This is a genomic window from Amycolatopsis sp. NPDC023774 (assembly GCF_040639695.1).
Classification (GTDB): domain Bacteria; phylum Actinomycetota; class Actinomycetes; order Mycobacteriales; family Pseudonocardiaceae; genus Amycolatopsis.
Window position 1 is genome coordinate 1 of the sequence record NZ_JBFAAJ010000043.1, and the last position, 15,588, is coordinate 15,588.

Annotated in this window: 16 protein-coding genes; 5 read left to right on the forward strand and 11 right to left on the reverse strand. The window is 66.4% G+C overall.

The window, feature by feature from the left end; all coding sequences use genetic code 11:
- On the forward strand, positions 1-221 hold a 221-nt coding region (locus AB0F91_RS42540), incomplete at its 5' end, for a hypothetical protein (RefSeq protein WP_360607427.1).
- Between the two features lie 556 nt (positions 222-777).
- Here AB0F91_RS42540 and AB0F91_RS42545 read toward each other — a convergent pair.
- From AB0F91_RS42545 to AB0F91_RS42560, 4 genes are all read right to left on the reverse strand, one after another.
- Complete coding sequence (locus AB0F91_RS42545; protein ID WP_360607429.1) at positions 778-900, reverse strand: hypothetical protein; 123 nt, start codon at positions 898-900, stop codon at positions 778-780.
- Positions 901-1,190: 290 nt separating this feature from the next.
- The gene (locus tag AB0F91_RS42550; protein WP_360607431.1) at positions 1,191-2,045 is read right to left on the reverse strand and encodes an LLM class flavin-dependent oxidoreductase; all 855 of its coding nucleotides are present in this window, start codon (positions 2,043-2,045) and stop codon (positions 1,191-1,193) included.
- 38 nt (positions 2,046-2,083) lie between these two features.
- The gene (locus tag AB0F91_RS42555; RefSeq protein WP_360607433.1) at positions 2,084-6,244 is read right to left on the reverse strand and encodes an amino acid adenylation domain-containing protein; all 4,161 of its coding nucleotides are present in this window, start codon (positions 6,242-6,244) and stop codon (positions 2,084-2,086) included.
- A gap of 25 nt (positions 6,245-6,269) precedes the next feature.
- On the reverse strand, positions 6,270-7,424 hold the full coding sequence (locus AB0F91_RS42560) for a macrolide family glycosyltransferase (protein WP_360607435.1): 1,155 nt from the start codon (positions 7,422-7,424) through the stop codon (positions 6,270-6,272).
- Positions 7,425-7,804: 380 nt separating this feature from the next.
- Between AB0F91_RS42560 and AB0F91_RS42565 the strand changes: the two genes are divergently transcribed.
- Positions 7,805-8,587: an SDR family oxidoreductase gene (locus AB0F91_RS42565; RefSeq protein ID WP_360607437.1), complete on the forward strand. Its 783-nt coding sequence runs from the start codon at positions 7,805-7,807 to the stop codon at positions 8,585-8,587.
- Positions 8,588-8,818: 231 nt separating this feature from the next.
- Here the strand turns inward: AB0F91_RS42565 and AB0F91_RS42570 are convergent, their stop codons facing one another.
- The 5 genes from AB0F91_RS42570 to AB0F91_RS42590 all read right to left on the reverse strand — a co-directional run bounded on the left by AB0F91_RS42570 (position 8,819) and on the right by AB0F91_RS42590 (position 10,962).
- Positions 8,819-8,986 carry a hypothetical protein gene (locus AB0F91_RS42570; RefSeq protein ID WP_360607439.1) on the reverse strand — a complete coding sequence of 56 codons (168 nt, stop codon included), beginning with the start codon at positions 8,984-8,986 and terminating at the stop codon, positions 8,819-8,821.
- Positions 8,987-9,045: 59 nt separating this feature from the next.
- Positions 9,046-9,588, reverse strand: coding sequence for a hypothetical protein (locus tag AB0F91_RS42575; RefSeq protein WP_360607441.1), 543 nt, complete (start codon positions 9,586-9,588; stop codon positions 9,046-9,048).
- 236 nt (positions 9,589-9,824) lie between these two features.
- Positions 9,825-10,091 (reverse strand): hypothetical protein, encoded by a 267-nt coding sequence (locus AB0F91_RS42580; RefSeq protein ID WP_360607443.1) that lies wholly within the window; start codon positions 10,089-10,091, stop codon positions 9,825-9,827.
- Positions 10,092-10,115: 24 nt separating this feature from the next.
- The gene (locus AB0F91_RS42585) at positions 10,116-10,676 is read right to left on the reverse strand and encodes a hypothetical protein (protein ID WP_360607444.1); all 561 of its coding nucleotides are present in this window, start codon (positions 10,674-10,676) and stop codon (positions 10,116-10,118) included.
- A gap of 64 nt (positions 10,677-10,740) precedes the next feature.
- Positions 10,741-10,962, reverse strand: a complete 222-nt coding sequence (locus AB0F91_RS42590) for a hypothetical protein (protein WP_360607446.1) — start codon at positions 10,960-10,962, stop codon at positions 10,741-10,743.
- Positions 10,963-11,334: 372 nt separating this feature from the next.
- Between AB0F91_RS42590 and AB0F91_RS42595 the strand changes: the two genes are divergently transcribed.
- The 3 genes from AB0F91_RS42595 to AB0F91_RS42605 all read left to right on the forward strand — a co-directional run bounded on the left by AB0F91_RS42595 (position 11,335) and on the right by AB0F91_RS42605 (position 13,406).
- On the forward strand, positions 11,335-11,748 hold the full coding sequence (locus AB0F91_RS42595; protein ID WP_360607447.1) for a hypothetical protein: 414 nt from the start codon (positions 11,335-11,337) through the stop codon (positions 11,746-11,748).
- Positions 11,749-11,898: 150 nt separating this feature from the next.
- On the forward strand, positions 11,899-12,741 hold the full coding sequence (locus tag AB0F91_RS42600) for a winged helix-turn-helix domain-containing protein (RefSeq protein WP_360607449.1): 843 nt from the start codon (positions 11,899-11,901) through the stop codon (positions 12,739-12,741).
- A complete protein-coding gene (locus AB0F91_RS42605; RefSeq protein WP_360607451.1) occupies positions 12,738-13,406 on the forward strand; it encodes an HAD-IA family hydrolase in 669 nt (222 codons plus the stop codon). Before AB0F91_RS42600 ends, AB0F91_RS42605 begins: the two co-directional genes overlap by 4 nt.
- A gap of 20 nt (positions 13,407-13,426) precedes the next feature.
- Here AB0F91_RS42605 and AB0F91_RS42610 read toward each other — a convergent pair whose 3' ends face one another.
- Complete coding sequence (locus AB0F91_RS42610; RefSeq protein ID WP_360607453.1) at positions 13,427-14,884, reverse strand: tyrosine-type recombinase/integrase; 1,458 nt, start codon at positions 14,882-14,884, stop codon at positions 13,427-13,429.
- Positions 14,881-15,522: a hypothetical protein gene (locus tag AB0F91_RS42615; RefSeq protein WP_360607455.1), complete on the reverse strand. Its 642-nt coding sequence runs from the start codon at positions 15,520-15,522 to the stop codon at positions 14,881-14,883. The genes AB0F91_RS42610 and AB0F91_RS42615 overlap by 4 nt, the downstream gene beginning before the upstream one ends.
- Positions 15,523-15,588 lie beyond the last annotated feature (66 nt).

Sequence of the window (15,588 nt, forward strand, 5' to 3'; positions counted from 1 at the left end):
GCCCGCTCACGCAGCTCGTCGCTGTACTTCTTCGGTGCCGCCATGCTCCGCATCCTCCATGGGATCAGAGCCTGCACCAGACCCGGGGCGCATCAGACCTTCACACGAAGCTAGTTGCCGCGACGCTCGATCTGGCCGTGTTGTCGCGCACCATCGGTCGCCTTGTTGACCATGAGTTGATCGTAACTGCACCCACTATGGCTCCCATTGATCAACTATGAGGGCAGGTACTTCAGAGAAACTCCTGGTCAGAAGAGTGGAGCTGAGGGGAATCGAACCCCTGACCCCCGCCTTGCAAAAGCGCTGGTCAACACCATCTCCGGCGTCCACTGCTGGTCAGAGTGACTTTGCTGTTGTCTCCGCTGCCTCGCGTGGATGGTGCAGACGTCGTTTCGCAGTCATCATGACCGTCATTGATCAACTTAGACTCGGTGTGGCGTAGCCTTGGTCGTCGTCGATGTGCCGGCTGCATCCGGGCTCGTCGGCATGGCTGGTGATCGCTCAGCCGTCGTCTTCCACGTGCTGCCGTTGGTCGCACTCTGATGCCCGTCGAGCCCACGGTCCGGAAAGTGCATGCTGAGAGGTTCGAGGCGTTCGTTGTGCGCCGTGAGTGTCGACGTCGTCCTCGGCGTCGGCCGGCACCCAGCCGCCCAGGGAGATGTCGCGGGTCTGCTTGAGCGGGGCGCCGGCCCGTTTGCGGTACCAGACCTGCTTGAACTCGGCGCTGGCCGATCGGTGCACGGCGGGCATCGTCACCGGCACGCCGGCCTGGCTGACCTACTCGACGATGTCGGGATCTCCCCACGCGCCGGTCAGGTCGTGATCGACCGTGCGGACCTTGCGCAGCGTCGCGCGCAGCTGTTCACGTGTGCGGATCGCGCCCTCGGCGCGCCGCTGCACGCGGTGAGGAGTACGGCGAGCGCGGCAAAGGAGACGACGGTGGCCACAGTGGTGACGCGCATGGGGAACCCTTCTTCAGGTGCCGGGTCGTTCCACCCGGTTCATCACCGCCTCACGGACCGTGCCGGGATTCGGTTCAACGCGACGGTTTCGCAGCTGCGGTGTGTGTGCTTCTTCTCGGCCGCGGTTAGAGCCGTGGTGGAGGCCGTACTCACCACCGGCGTGCGTGTCGTCGCCGCCCGGTCTATCCGCCGGACCAGGCAGATGCTGGCCTGCATGTTCAGGACGGGTCAGAGCACGCTCTCGGCCGCGCGAGCGATCTCGTCGATGTCGTCGGTTGTGGCAACCAGGATGAACTCGTCAATGCCAACATCTGCATAGCTGTGAATAGTTTGCTTCAGTGCTTCCGGCGAGCCGCTGACGCCGGCTGCCATCTGCGTGGCACCTTCCTCGCCCTGGAAGCTGTAGTAGTCCTTGACCTGCGCGCGCCCTTGGTCCTCGTTGCCGAGGGCGAAGTAGCCGATCACGACGATTTTTGGGTTGCCGGTGCGGCCTGCGTGCTTCCATGCTCTCTTGGCGGCTTCGATGGACGGGCCGACAAGAGACACCGGGCCGGAGGCGGCGATGTAGCCGGCACCTTCCCGGGCCATGCGTGCGAGTGCTGTGGGGCTGAAGCCGCCGAAGAGCAGCGGTATTTCCCGGGTGCCGGCAGGAACGGCGGGGTTCGTCCCGTCGCCGACGGGCTCTCCCCTCCAGATCCTGCGGTAGATCTCGAGGTCGTGGTCCATTCGTTTGCCGCGGCCCTGCACGCCGCGTCCTTCGACCGGGAAGTCGTCCGGTCGCCGCCCGACGCCGAGGCCGAGTGTGAGCCTGTGTCCGGAGACGCCGTCGATGCCGGCCAATTCTTTGGCCAGTAGTGGTGCCGGCCAGGTGGGGGCGAGCAGCACGTGGCTGAGCAGCCCGATAGTGCTGGTTGCGCCTGCTGCGGCGGCGAGCGTGACGGTATCGCTTACGCCTGGATAGGCGTACCGGCCGATGGTGCCGAGGGTGGAGAAACCGGCCTCCTCGGCCTTCGCTGCCCATCGTGGAATCGTCTCGGGGCGGACGTTTCGCACCTGGTTGGGAAGCCCGATGCCGATTTTCACTCAAATCTCCTTCCAGCATCGTCGGGTTTGGTCGCTGACTACGCGTTGAGCAGGCGGCGTAGATGGTCGGCGATGAGCGCGGCGCCTTCTGGCTCCACGATGTCGTGGTGGCGTCCGGGGATGGGGATGATCGTGAGGTCGGGGCAGTGGTCGCCCCAGCCGAGGGCGGGGTCGTCCGGTTGGTCGTCGGGCTGGGGGGTCAGCCAGGGGCGCCGGTTGGTGGCCCGGAACAGCACGACCGGCCCGAGGTAGGGCTGCTGGGGCGGCTGGTAGTGGATCAGGGCCGCGGTGTCTTCGGCGAGGGTGAGATGGCTGTGCAGGAGTCCTGGGCTGACGCTGTCACTGATCCCGGACCTCTTGACCGCCTCCGTGAAGAGGGCGATCTGGTGGGGGCCGTCGCTTGCGGCGAGAAGATCGAGGTCGAGGTTGACCGAGCGGCCGTGGAGGCTGCCGACGTAGTCGGCGACGGTGCCCAATGCGTTCGCGGCGACCTCCCGGCGGGTCTTTTCGGACCGATGCCAGGGGGGAAGTGTTGTGTCGAGCAGGACGACCGGGGCGGGCGCGGCGCCGTCTGAGGTCAGTCGGTGAGCCGTTTCGAACGCGGCCAGCCCTCCGGCTGACCAGCCACCGAGAACCGCCGGTGTGGACAGGAGCTGGGCGTATCGACTTGCCCGGGTGGGGATGTCGAATGCGTCTTCGACGCGTTCCAGGCCGTAGCAAGGGCGGTGGGGCTCGAGTTTCCGGGCGATCGGCGCATAGACCGCCGAGTTACCTCCGGCGGGGTGCATCAGGTACAGCGGACGCGCGGACCCGCTCGCTTTCAGGCGGCGCACGAGTCCGCCGGACGGATTGCGCTGGCGGTCCCGGACGATTTCGGCGAACTGCTCGACGGTGGGGTGGACGCGCAGGTCAAGCGCCGTGATCGGCCGACTGACTTCGGGGGTGATGACCTCGAGGATCCGCGCGATGTCTGCGGGCGGGGCGGCGGCGAGGTCGGTGTCGAGACCCGTGTCGGTTCCCAATACCTCGGAGGCGACGCGCAGGACCAGGCGCTCGGCGTCGTCGCGGCCACGCGGTGTGACAGGCCGTGGGACCTCGGCAGCCAGGTGAGCGGCCAGCCCCGCGACGGTAGGGTTTGCGAACACCTGCCGGACGTCAAGGGTGACGCCGAGGACGGCACGGGCGCGGGCGGCGAGACGGGTGGCGAGCAGAGAGTGTCCACCGCGGTGGAAGAAGTCGTCATCAGCACCGACCTCGTCGACGGCGAGGACTTCGGTGAACAGTGCTGCGATCGACTTCTCCATCGGTGTACCTGGCTGCCGGGACTTGACTGCGGACTCGAAGCTCGGCGAGGGAAGCGTGTTGTGGTCGACCTTCCCGTTCGCGGTCAGGGGGAGCGTGTCGAGGCAGATGATGGCGGTGGGGATCATGTGGTCGGGAAGCCGCGTAGACAGGAAGGCGCGCAGTAGTTCCGGGTTGCCCGGGCCGGGGCTGACGTAGGCCACGAGATGGTTGGTGCCTGCGGGATCAGGGCGTGCGACCACAGCGGCGGCCGTGACGTCGGAGTGCTGGACGAGCACCGTCTGGATCTCGCCAGGCTCGACTCGGAACCCGCGGATCTTGACCTGGTCATCCACGCGTCCGAGGAACTCCAGCTCGCCCTGGCGGTTCCAGCGAGCCCGGTCGCCCGTGCGGTACATCCGCTCCCCGCCGGCTCCGTAGGGGTCGGGCACGAACCGCTGTGCGGTCAAGTCCGGCTGGTCGAGGTAACCCCGGGCCAACCCGCTGCCGGCGACGCAGAGCTCGCCCGCCACTCCTACCGGCACCGGGCGAAGCCGTTCGTCGAGAACGTATATCTGCGTCCCGGCGACAGGTCGTCCGATGGGGACGGTGGTTTGGTTCGGCGAGACTTGGGTGACGGCATGGACGGTGGCGAACGTGGTGTTCTCAGCCGGGCCGTATGCGTTGATGATGTCGAGGTCCGGACACATCTCACGGACCCGCCTGACCGCGTCGACGGACACGGCCTCCCCGCCGGTCCAGACTTCTTCAAGGGGCGCGAGACTCTGCGGCATTTCGTCGGCGATCACGGCGAACAGTGCCGCTGTGACGAACAGGCTGGTGATTCCGTGCCGGTTGATCAGTGTGGCTATGTCGGTAATGTCGAGTCGCCCGGCAGGGGCAAACACGGCGGTGCGACCGCTGAGCAGCGGTGTCCACAGCTCGTGGCTGAACGCGTCGAAGGTCATCGGCGAGTGCACCAGGACACGATCATGGGCGCCGTGGATCAGACGCGGGTCGAGGACCATCTCGGCCAGGTTGCGGTGTGTCAGGACGATGCCCTTGGGGCGACCGGTCGATCCGGACGTGTAGATCACACAGGCGGCGTCGTCGGGGTCACGACCTGGCTGGATCTGCTGCGGGGGCGGTTTCGCGGACAAGTCCTCCACGCGCAGCACAGCGGTCGTGGACGGGACCTCGAGTTCGCCGTGGCTGGTGGGATCGAACTCGGCAGTCGTGAGCAGCAGGTCGGGCCGGGCGTCCTGCAGGAGGAACCGGATACGCTCCGCGGGCTGAGTGGTATCGAGCAACAGGTAGGCCGCGCCGCTCTTGAGCACCGCCAAGATCGCGAAGACCAGATCAATTCCGCGTGGCAGCGCCAGTGCGATCCGACGTGGCGCATCGCGGTGCCGCGCGACGAGGTGTGCCGCGAACCGGTCGCTTGCCTCGTCGACCTCCCGGTAGGTCCATGATCGGTCGGCGGTGACGACCGCGATGGCGTCCGGGGCAGCGGAGACCTGTGTGGCGAAGAGGCCGGTGATCGTGCGCGGTCCGGTCAGGGTGTCGGCACCGCGGCCCCAGTTCGTCAGTAACCGTTGTCGCTCGCGCGAATCCACAAGATCGAAGGAGCCAACGGGCCGGTCCACGGTGGAGGCGGCGAGCTCGCCGAGGAGCCGCAGGAAGCGGGTGTGGTGCGCGGCGACGTCTTCGGCGTCGTACAGCTCGTCATTGCCCTGCAGATAGGAGCGCAGACCGCGTGATCCAGGTCCGTCGTCGAGGAAGAGCGTCAGGTCGTGGACCGGGTTGGTGGTCATCGTGCGCCAGGTGACCCGGTGACCGCCGATCGTGAAGGCGTGGTCGAAGCTCTGCAGATTCACGGTCATGCTCATCAGCCCGGCAAGGCCACTGCGGACCCCGAGATCCTGGCACAGCTGTGAACCACGGTAGCGCTGGTGGGCCAGGGCTCCACGAATCTGCGAGCGGGCGCTCTCCAGCAGCTCCCCGACCGTCGTGTCTGCGTGGACCCGCAGCCGGAGCGGCAGGACGTTGGACATGAGCCCGCAGCCGGACGCCTGTAGCTCGGTCGGGCGAGCGGCGACCGGGTAGCCCAGGACGATGTCGGTCTGACCCGTCATGCAGTGCAGGAACGCTGCAGCTGCGGCAACGGGGACCAGGGACCGCGACCGCGAGCCCACCTGTCCTGCCAGGTCGCGCATCGCGTCGAGGTCACCGGCGGGCACATGCTTGGCTGACCAGACGATCTCGTCTGCGGGACGCGTTGGCCGACGGCCGCTGAGCCGGCTGGGTTCGGGAGGCTCCTCCAGCTGGCCGGTCCAGTACTCCTTATCGGCGCTGAATTGTTTGGAGGATTGATAGGACTGCTCGGCCTGGACGATGTCCCGCAACGGGGCGAACGGTGTGGGCTCTGCCTGGACATCCGCGATCAGAGCGTCGTATATCGCGGCCACCCGCGCCACGACAAGGCGCATCGAGGCCCCATCGGTGATGATGTGGTGAAAACCGAAGTACCAAGCAAACCGGTCCACATCCAGCATAAACAGAGCAAAGGTGAACAGCGGACCAGAATCAGGACACATCGGGTCGCGCAGGTCGGCGCGTATCCATCGTTCGGCTGCGGCGAGCGGGTCATCCTCGGTGCGGACATCCACAACCGGGAACGTCCAGTCCACCGTGGAACTGATGACCTGCAGGATCTCGCCGTGCTGCTCGATGAATCGCGCGCGCAGTGCCGACGATTCGTCCACCACCTGGCGGAGGGCACGCTCGAACACAGCCGGGTCGATCTGTCCGTGAATCTCGACGTACTCGCCGAGCCGGCACGCTGATGACGCGGGGGCCAGGCGGGCCATCATCCACATCTCCCGCTGCGCGGGTGACACCGGCAGAATCTCATCCACTGTCAACAACCACCTTATGCGCGGCTCAGGACGCCCGCCGCACCGATTCGGCGACGACTGCCTCGATGGCGTCGACCGCCGTGGCGGCGCCGTCCGCCGGTACTGCCTCGGCCGCGGCGCGGCATGCCTGTGCCACCGTCGCGGAAGTCATGGATTCGCGTACGGCATTCCGCAGCGCGGCGAGTGTTATTTGACCGGGCTCGAACACGGTTGCGACACCCGCTTCGGCGAGCATGACCGCGTTGTCGAACTGGTCGATGGCCTGCGGCACCGCGACCATCGGCACCCCGAACGCCAACGCCTCCGACGCGCCACCAGCTCCGGCATGAGTCACGAACACAGACGCGTGACGCAGCACCGACCGCTGAGGCACCCGCCGGTGCACCTCGACATCGGATGGCAGCGGTCCCAGGTCCTCCGGGTCGATGTGTCGGGTGCCCACCGAGAGGACCAGGTGCCACCCCTGCCCGCTCAAGGCAGCGATGCAATCGCGGAAGAAGCCGATGGAATCGGTGAACGCCGTACCCAACGACACCAGCACCAACGGCCGCTCGGGTGCAGGCCACGGTTGCTGCTCGGGCCGCCTGTCGAGGCACGGCCCGACGAACGTGTACACCGACGGATCGAAACGCTCGGGGTGCGGTTGCAGTAGCCGCGGTATGAGCACCAGACACCGCGACGGCCGGCGCAGAAACTCCACAACCGACAACGAGATTCCCTGTGCTCCCAGCCAGTCGGCGAATCTCGCGCGGATCTCCGCCGCATCCGGAGTCTCCGCCATCACCGGCAGCCACTCCGTCGGCCGCTGATCATCAACCGTGCTCACCCGGGCCGCCGCCAACTTCACCGCAGGCAAACCCCAGCGCAATGCCAGGGCATACCCCGCGTATGCAGTCGCCTCGTACACGACGACATCAGGACGATCATCGGTGAACGCGTCTTCCAATTGCGGCAACGTGCGCTGGGCGTAAGCAAAATTCATGCCGAAGACGAACGTCGCAAGATCGACCGGTTCGCCGTCCGCGGCCGGCATCACGGTCTTTGGCTGGTCACGGATCACTGGCGTCGCGCCGGTCGAGGCGATCAGCTCGGCGAACTCCGCAGTGACCGGGCAGCTCACCCGATGACCCCGCAAGACCAACTCGTGAAGAACGCCCCGAAGTGGCTCGATGTGGCCCATCGCGCTGACCGTCACAACTAGAACGTGCAAAGCTTCGCTCCCCGCTCAGTACTCAACGCGGAACAAAGTGGGTACTGCTGCCGACATCCGATGGGCACGACGCGCACGCCACCTGACCCGCGGATACAGCCACAGCGCTGCTGCCAATTGATCTTCCTCTGGTCTCGACCCTACACGGCTCTGTCCGGAGGTTGTGTGTGACAACGGACCCACTTGCCCGCAGTGCCATCAAGGCTGTGCACCCGGACATGTTGTGCGTCACTACGAATAGCGCACGCGTGCCGCACGCGAGCAACCTGAGAACCACTTCAGTACGGACTCGCGCTCCAAGGAGACGCCATGACCTCGACGCTCAGCCTCCCGCAGCGCGGAACTGAACAGTGAGCCGCGCCGAGGCGGTGCCGGACTACCTCGATCAGCTTCGACTCGACGGACGTGTTGTCGTCGTACTGGGCGCGGGCGCCGGAATCGGCCGCCAGACCAGCCACGCGCTGGCCCAGGCGGGAGCCACAGTGGTCTGCGTCGGCCGGCGCGCCGAACCCGTCGAGATCGTGGCGAAGGAAATCGGCGGCCACGCCGTCACCGGCGACGTCACTCGCCGCGACGACATCGCACGCATCTTCGCCGAGGCCGCCAAGATCGGCCCGATCAGCGGACTCGTCGACATCGTCGGCAGGGTCCTGCCGGGCCCCGTGCTGACCTACGACGATGACCGCTACGACGAACAATTCGACGTGGTCCTCCGGCACGCCTTCCTGGCCCTGCAAGCCGGAGGCCAAGCCCTCGCCGAAGCGGGCGGCGGGTCCATGGTCTTCATCGGTTCGGTGTCCGGCCAGGAATACCTGCCGAACCAAGCCCTCTACGGGGCAGCCAAGGCAGCGCTCCACCGCCTGGTTGAGTCGGCCGGACGCGAGCTCGCGCCACGCGGCGTCCGCGTCAACGCCGTGGCCCCGGGATTCACCCACACCCCTCGTCTCGACGAACTCTTCACCGAAGACCAGTGGACCGCAGTGAACGCGACCATCCCACGCGGCCACGCGGCCACGGCATCCGAAATCGCCGGCCCGGTCCTGTTTCTGCTGTCGGACCTCGCGAGCTACCTCAACGGGCAGACGATCACCGTCGACGGTGGCATGACCGCCAGCTTCACCGGCCAGTTCTGATAGGTCCTCGGACAGCGCGACATACTCGTCGCTGCTCCCAAAGGCTCGGTGGCGAGCTTCGCGTCCCGGGCGGAAACGCCGTGCACGCCAGCCGCGATTCGGTGACCTCGCGGTGCGGCAGTCGGCGAGCGGGGCGGCGACCGTGACCTGCGGCGAGGAGCCCGCGCCGCACGACGGGCTGACGCTGCTGCACCAAGGAGAAATTGAACTCACTCGCGCGGCGATCGCGATCTACGACCCCAGCGGGCAGCTCCGCCTCGAGCTACCCGTCGAAAAGCCGGCGATGTCGGCTTTCGCGATGTCGCCGCAGTAGTGGTCGGCGTCGGGGAAGTTCATGCCGTGCACATCCACCGCGAGCGGGTTGTGGTTCGCCGCGAGCATCAACTCGACCCCGGGCACGGCGGCGGCGCCGTGGGAGGACCCGCCCTAGCCGGCGAACTCGTCGTAGAGGGTGAACATCAGCGGTCCTCCATGCTGTCGGGCACCATGCGGATCGGCTTGCCGAGGTCGAGCGCGTAGGCGAGTTCCGCCCGGGTTGAGGGACCCATGTAGCCGCCAGGAGCGACGAACACGACCTCGTCGGCGAGCCGGATCTTGGCCCGGTGCAACCGGTCCAGCGCCGTCTTCGCTTCCGTGTCAAGCACGACCCCCTCGGACGAGCGGGTGGAGGAAACCACCTCCGGACGCACCACGATCCGCCCAGCGAGAGTTTCGAGCTGTGCGACATGGGCGATGGCATCCATGAAGCGGGTCGAGCCGCAGAGACACACCACTAGCGGCCGATCAGCGTGAGACATCACAAGCTCGCCTTCCTGCTCCAGCAGGGCGGACAGGCAACCGCAGGCGTCGTCGACGTCGTGGTGGTGTCCGATGCAGCGGTCGTCAAAGCAGCCGCAGGCGTCGCCGAACCGCTGTTCGGTCTGGAAGTTGCGGCGCGCCCATTCGGTCGGGCTGATCCCGGCGGCTGCGAGCCGCTCTCGGGCCTCGGGGTTGAGTTCCATGTCGGGTGTCCTTCGTGTCGAGGGGTGGTTGCTCGTGTAGTGGCGGTGGTCGCCCGCCGGCGGCCGACGTGGGTAGAGTCGGGGCCGGTCGGGCCAGCTAGTCCCTGGCCCGACCGCCACCGGTGATCAGCGCGTGGCGCCGCATCCGGTCTTGCAGCAGACCCAGACGGTCGGGTCCACGTTGGACTTCACGAAGTAGTGGCCGTCGCCGTTGGCGGGGTCGCAGTTCATCCCGTTCACCTCCCCTCGCGTTGGTCGTCGGACGGGAACGTGAAGGGCGCGAGCTGCGCGGCCAGACGGTGGCGCAGCGCGACGAGGTGTTCGAGGACCTTGTCGAGCTCGGCGAGGGCGAGGATCCCGGCCTGGGTACGCGATTCGGCTGAGAGGGATCGCCAGTCGCCGAGGCCGGCCCACTGGCCCAGTCGGATGGCCACGCCGGCGCTCAGGGCCGCTTGGACGTGCCGGAACCGGGTGATCAGCTCGCGGGGGTCGTCGGTGCGCATCGTCGTTTGGTCTCCCGGTTAGGGTCAGAGGTAGATGCGGCTGGCGAGGAACGCGGCGGGGTCGTTGGCACGCGACACGAACGCGCGGTCGCCGGCGCTGACGCTGGCCAGGACCTGGGTCGGGGTTTCGCCGGTCTCCTGGCAGCGGTCGAGCACCTTGTATTCGAGAGCTCCGTAGGCGTCGGCGCTGGTAATCACGTGCACGTCGCGGGGGAACATCTCGCCCAGCGCGGCGGCGAACTCCTGCTCCAGCGTGCGCTCGACGTCCGGCGACGGCGTCAGGGCTGGGATCGGCTTGGACACCGGCACGTAGTCGCCGTCCACGCTCGGCCACCGCGGACCCTCACCAGTGGTCGACGCGATCAGGGTGGTGAGGGCGGCGGCCATGTCGGCGCGGTCGGCGTGCAGGATCGCCAGGTACGCGGCGTTCGCGTCGTCGTCGCCGAGGTTGGGCTCGTCGTGCTGTAACTCGTCGTGCAGCTCTTCGCGGGTTTCAAGAACGGTTTCCGCGTAGCTAAGGTGGGGGTTGGCGTACTCGTCGCGGTACCAGTCGGTAGCGATGGTGATGGCGGTGGTCAGGTCCATGGCGGTGCTCCTGTCGGTCAGTCGGACAAGCGGTGAAGGAACGCGACTTCTGCGGGGCTCGCGCTCACGACGCGGCCCCGTCCGGCTCGCAGGCGAACAGCTGCTCCTGGCCCTCGACGTCGCCCCAGGCGGTGAGCTTGGTGTCGGCGCCAGCGGTGCCGGTCGGGCGCTTGCCGCGCCCGCGCGCGGCGGACACCTGGCTCTTGGCGTGGCGCCCCTGCTCTCCGGTCATGCCGTGCCGGCTGGCGAGTTCGTCGTCGGTCGGCTTCTTCTTGTTCGGCGCCATTCGGGTCTCCCGTTCGTGAACCGGGGTCGTGCCGGGCTGGGGTGGTTTTCTTCGCTGCCCGTAGGGCTGGGCGTCGGCAGTTGCCGTCGCCCTTTTCGGCGCCTGGCGCGGCCCCAGAGGCTCGCGATCAAGGGATCAGGCCGAAAAGTTTTGGAGCCACGCGCTTTTTGTGGATTCAAAAGTTTTCGGGCCCCTTGATCGTGAGTGGGGGCCGTGCTAAGCCGGGCTGCGAAGCTCAAAGACACAGACCGCGCTTACGCGGCACCGTGTTCCACCCGCAGAGGGCGGTGTCAGTGGAGGCGACCGGACGTGGGCGTGCTGGCCCCCGTTCGGGCTGGTGTTTTTGTCGGTCCCCCGTGTCACCATCGAGGTATGGAGTTGACCGGTCGCGATTTCGACAAGATCCCGCCGCGCAATCTGCACGTGCCGGTGGTCGAATTCGCGCGCCTGTGGCTGGCCGCGGAGGAGCTCTACGACCGCGAGAAGTCGTGGTCGGCGTTCGGGGTGGTGCAGACCTGCCGGTGGCTCGCCTGTGCGACGGTGCGCGCGGCGGACGGCCGGACTTACCTGGCGGATGCTCCGGTGACGAACCGGTTCGGCTTGGCCCACGAGGAGACCATTGAGGCCGAGGCATTTGCGGCGGAGGTGCTGTTGTTCCGCCGTCCGGTGCCGGCGTGGCTGGAGGAGCGGTCGGGTTGGCTGGCGGCGATCGTGGTGACCCTGGGGTGGGCGTGGCGTCGCAGCGGAACCCCTCCGATCGACGTCCCCGCCCACATCCCAGGCTGACCGTTCATCGCGTGTAGACCTCGCCGTCGTCGACGCCCGCCTCGGCACGGTGCGGGCAACACCGCCGAGGCCGTCAGCGCCGGCGAGGTTCCAGCCGTTGTAGCGGGCCTGGACCAGATCGCCGACACCGGCGTAAGTGCCCTGCTTGCAATGCAACTCGACCCGGACGACCCTCGACCGCCATATCAGCAGGTCGCGAACGCACTGCGCGCGGCGATCTTGACGAAGACGTTCAAGCCGGGCGAGAAACTACCTTCCGGCCCAGAGCTGTCACAGCAGTTCGGCGTCGCCCGGATGACGGTGCAAACGGCGATTCGGCTGCTGCGCGACGAAGGTCTGGTCGTGTCCCGGCAGGGCAGCGGTGTCTACGTCCGCGAGCGCACGCAGCGGGCGGTGGATCTGCGGTCTCACCTTGAGCGTGCCTTCGAGCAGCCCCAGGTGTCTGTCGATTTCGCGGGCTTCTCCGGTGAGACGCTGCACGGCGCCATCACTGAGCCGCTGGACAAGATCCGTGACGGTCGTCTCCGGCCCGACTCGCTATCGATTCGACTGCTAGTACCGGATCCGCGACAGCCGTGGTCTCTGCCGGCCCAGGTCGAAGACCTTGCCGACAGTCCCGCTTTTAGGGCGCGGGCCACCCGCATCATGGAGCGCCACACGCTCGCGATCGTGGACGCGGTGAACGAGCTCGCCGACCTTGGCCTCGTCCCGGACGCTAAAGCGCAGGTGCGAGTCAATCCAGCCGTGCCGCTGTTCAAGCTGTACGTGATCAACGACAACGAGACGTTTTTCGGGTACTACCCCGTTCAGGAACACCACGTAACGCTCGACGGTGAGCGGACGGCGATCTGGGACCTGATGGGCAAGGATGCGATCTTGTTCCACTACTCAGCGGACGGTGACGAGGACAGCCTCGCGTCGCAGTTCACTCGACAGTCACGGATGTGGTTCGAGTCCCTGTGGACCACCGTGGGCCGGGACTACATGCCATGACCGCTGATCAGCTCGCTGCTGCGCTGAAGCGAACGTCGAGCGTTCTACTCGACTTCGACGGACCCGTTTGTTCGGTCTTCAGCACCTTCGCCCCGGCTGCCGTCGCCCATGAGCTACGAGCTCGTCTCAGTCTCGATGCTGCGCCAGAGACGCAGGAACCATTCGATCTTCTCAGTTACGTCGCCCGCCACGAACCGACGAGGCTCGTTAGTGCAGAGGCGGAACTGGCCCAGCTGGAGGAGATGGCGGTACTTCGAGCCGCGCCTACTCCCGACGCGGATGCAGTACTCCGACGTTTCAACGAGTTCAGCCGGCCGGTGGTTATCGTGAGCAACAACTCCGACACCGCGGTGCGCGCCTACCTGAAGCTGCACAGTCTCGGATCCCTGGTGGCCGCCGTGTCGTCGAGGGTCGATCCGGACCCCAACTTGCTCAAGCCGCACCCGCATTTGCTCCGCCGCGCGGCGGCTGCACTGGGCTGTGAGGTGGCTGATTGCCTCATGATTGGCGATTCCGCTACTGACATCGAAGCTGCTCAGGCGGCGGGAGCCGTCGCCGTCGGCTACGCAAACAAGGCCGGCAAGCGCGAACGGTTCGAGCGCCTGAGAGCCGACGCGATCATCGAGGCCATGAGCGATTTGTTGGACGTTCGCATGCCTATGTAGATCGTGCATCACCGTCTAATTCAGACACGAGCCGCGACAGCGACCACTCCCCACGCCTCGGCGCGAGCAACGTCGACCTGAAGTCGGCGTGCCAACTCGCCGACCGGACTGTCAGCCTTGAGGGCAAGAACAGCGGCGTCGTATTCGCGGTCTCCAGAAACTGCACGAGGGTCAATCAACAGCAACCCCTGTTCGCTACGAAGCACGTTCCCGAATGAAAGGTCTCCGTGGCACAAGGAACGCGACTCGTCGAGGACGAGCTGATCGAGGATCAATAGGGCGTGCTCGCGTTCTTTGTCGCTCGCCGCCTCGGAGCCTGGTGGTAGGTCGATCGCGTCACCACCGAGGAGACGCTCGCGCAGCCAGATGGAGATCGGTGGGAATTCCTGAGAATGCAGGGCCCCGGCAAGTGGACGAAGGACGTCGGCTAGTTCGTCGACCGATGCAGAGTGAATGTCTCTCGTCCCTGGCTGCACCTGGTCCATGACCGTCCAGGTGCTGACTGCGGACTCAACGACCTGGTGAACAGCCGGCGCCACACCGAGCATTGCGAGCCGTTGCGCTGCGCGAGCTTGGAGGGCGCCGACAGGATCAGGTATCGACTTCATGATCAGTGGTCCGTTGGGTGTCTTGACCGCCACAACGAGCCCGTAGCGGGCGGCCAAGACCTTCTGCGGCTGAGCGTCGTAGCTGCGGCACAGTTCGGCGAACTCTCGTTCCGCAGCAGAAGCCCACAGCTCTCCGCGAGCTGGCCAGCGAGAACATACGGCGCGCGTAACGTCGTTCGGCACCGCCACGCGCTCGCCATCTGGCAGGACTTCCGGACTGACCGGATTTCGGCCAGGGCGCTTCATTCGACTTCCGAGGATGTTGGCCGCGCGCTTGTCTGCCTCAGCCTTCCACGCTGAGTACACCCTCATGGTGGTGACTCCGCTTGAGTGGCCAAGTCGACCGGCGACGGTGCGAAGGTCGACCCCCGCGAGGATCAGCTCCGTGGCCGCGTAGTGCCGCAGTGCGTGGAGGTGGCTATCGATACCGATCGATGCGCACATACGCCCGTAGCGGTGAGTGATGGCAGAGCGGTTGCATGGTTTGTCGAACGTCGGTGCGTACGAGAACAGGTACGCCTCATCAGTCGCGCGGACGCCGAGCTCGCGCATGCGCTCCTCGTACTGCGCCCGAAGGTCGCGAAGTACGTCGATCGTCGCGTCGTCGAGCGAGATTCGCCGCGGCTGATCGCTCTTGGTCTCGTGCACCGCCAGTATCTGGTTCGTAAATTCGACATCGCGCCAGCGAAGACGGACAAGTTCGCCGCGCCGAACGCCGGTGACCATGACTAGCCAGACGAGCGTTCCCCACACCTCGTCCTGTTCCCATGCAGCGTTGATGATCTGCGCGGCCTGTTCCGGGGTAGGCGGATCAGGGTCTGGCCTCGGCGCCTTCGGCTTGACGGCTAGCTCTGCCGGGTTGGTCTTCACCCACTCCCACCGCATGGCCGCGGAAAACGTGCGCTGATCATGAAATGGATCTTGAGTACGCTCGCTTTGGCGAGTGGGTGACAGACGTGCGGCAAGCACTCCGTGATCTTGCAGCCCTTTTCGACGCAGTCGTGTGGTGGGTACCCAGCCGTCGGTGGGCGACCCGGTGGCCGCTTGTGCTTCACCGTTCGGCATTCATACGGGCCGTCGACCCTGTGATCGAGGAATGGCCGGCCATCACAGCGGACCCGGCACCGATGCAAGTCGGCGTAGAACTGCTCGAGTGTCCTGACCTTGATCTTGGCGAGAGGCTCGGCGCCAAACGCAGGATAGATGTATCGCCGGGCGTACATCTCGTAGCCATCGCGGGTCTCGTCGCCGAGTTCGGCCAAGCGCAGCCAGTCCTCCATGGCGACTCGCAGCGTGCCCTTACTCCGCGCGTGCCGGTCCTCGTCCACCTCGGCAACCAGCCGGGTCCTGATCCGCTCAGCTTCCTTCTCGTCGGTCGTCGAGTCGGTGAGGTACAGCCGGTTACCCGTGAGCGGGTCGATCCCGGCATAGACGCTGATCTGGAACGAGTTGCCTCGTCGCCGGATATGGCCCCGCTCTCGGAGCTTGCGATCAGACTTCCGCGCCACGATCTTGAGAGTACTCGCCGTCACAATGACTGACAGAGATCAACTTTGATCGTGGCACTAGCCATA

Excerpts from the sequence above, each read along its gene's own strand:
- AB0F91_RS42595 (WP_360607447.1), top strand. The coding sequence starts at position 11,335 with ATGGAGTTGACCGGTCGCGATTTCGACAAGATCCCGCCGCGCAATCTG.
- AB0F91_RS42600 (WP_360607449.1), top strand. The coding sequence starts at position 11,899 with ATGCAACTCGACCCGGACGACCCTCGACCGCCATATCAGCAGGTCGCG.
- AB0F91_RS42575 (WP_360607441.1), bottom strand. The coding sequence starts at position 9,588 with ATGGAACTCAACCCCGAGGCCCGAGAGCGGCTCGCAGCCGCCGGGATC.
- AB0F91_RS42590 (WP_360607446.1), bottom strand. The coding sequence starts at position 10,962 with ATGGCGCCGAACAAGAAGAAGCCGACCGACGACGAACTCGCCAGCCGG.
- AB0F91_RS42605 (WP_360607451.1), top strand. The coding sequence starts at position 12,738 with ATGACCGCTGATCAGCTCGCTGCTGCGCTGAAGCGAACGTCGAGCGTT.
- AB0F91_RS42560 (WP_360607435.1), bottom strand. The coding sequence starts at position 7,424 with ATGGGCCACATCGAGCCACTTCGGGGCGTTCTTCACGAGTTGGTCTTG.
- AB0F91_RS42585 (WP_360607444.1), bottom strand. The coding sequence starts at position 10,676 with ATGGACCTGACCACCGCCATCACCATCGCTACCGACTGGTACCGCGAC.
- AB0F91_RS42580 (WP_360607443.1), bottom strand. The coding sequence starts at position 10,091 with ATGCGCACCGACGACCCCCGCGAGCTGATCACCCGGTTCCGGCACGTC.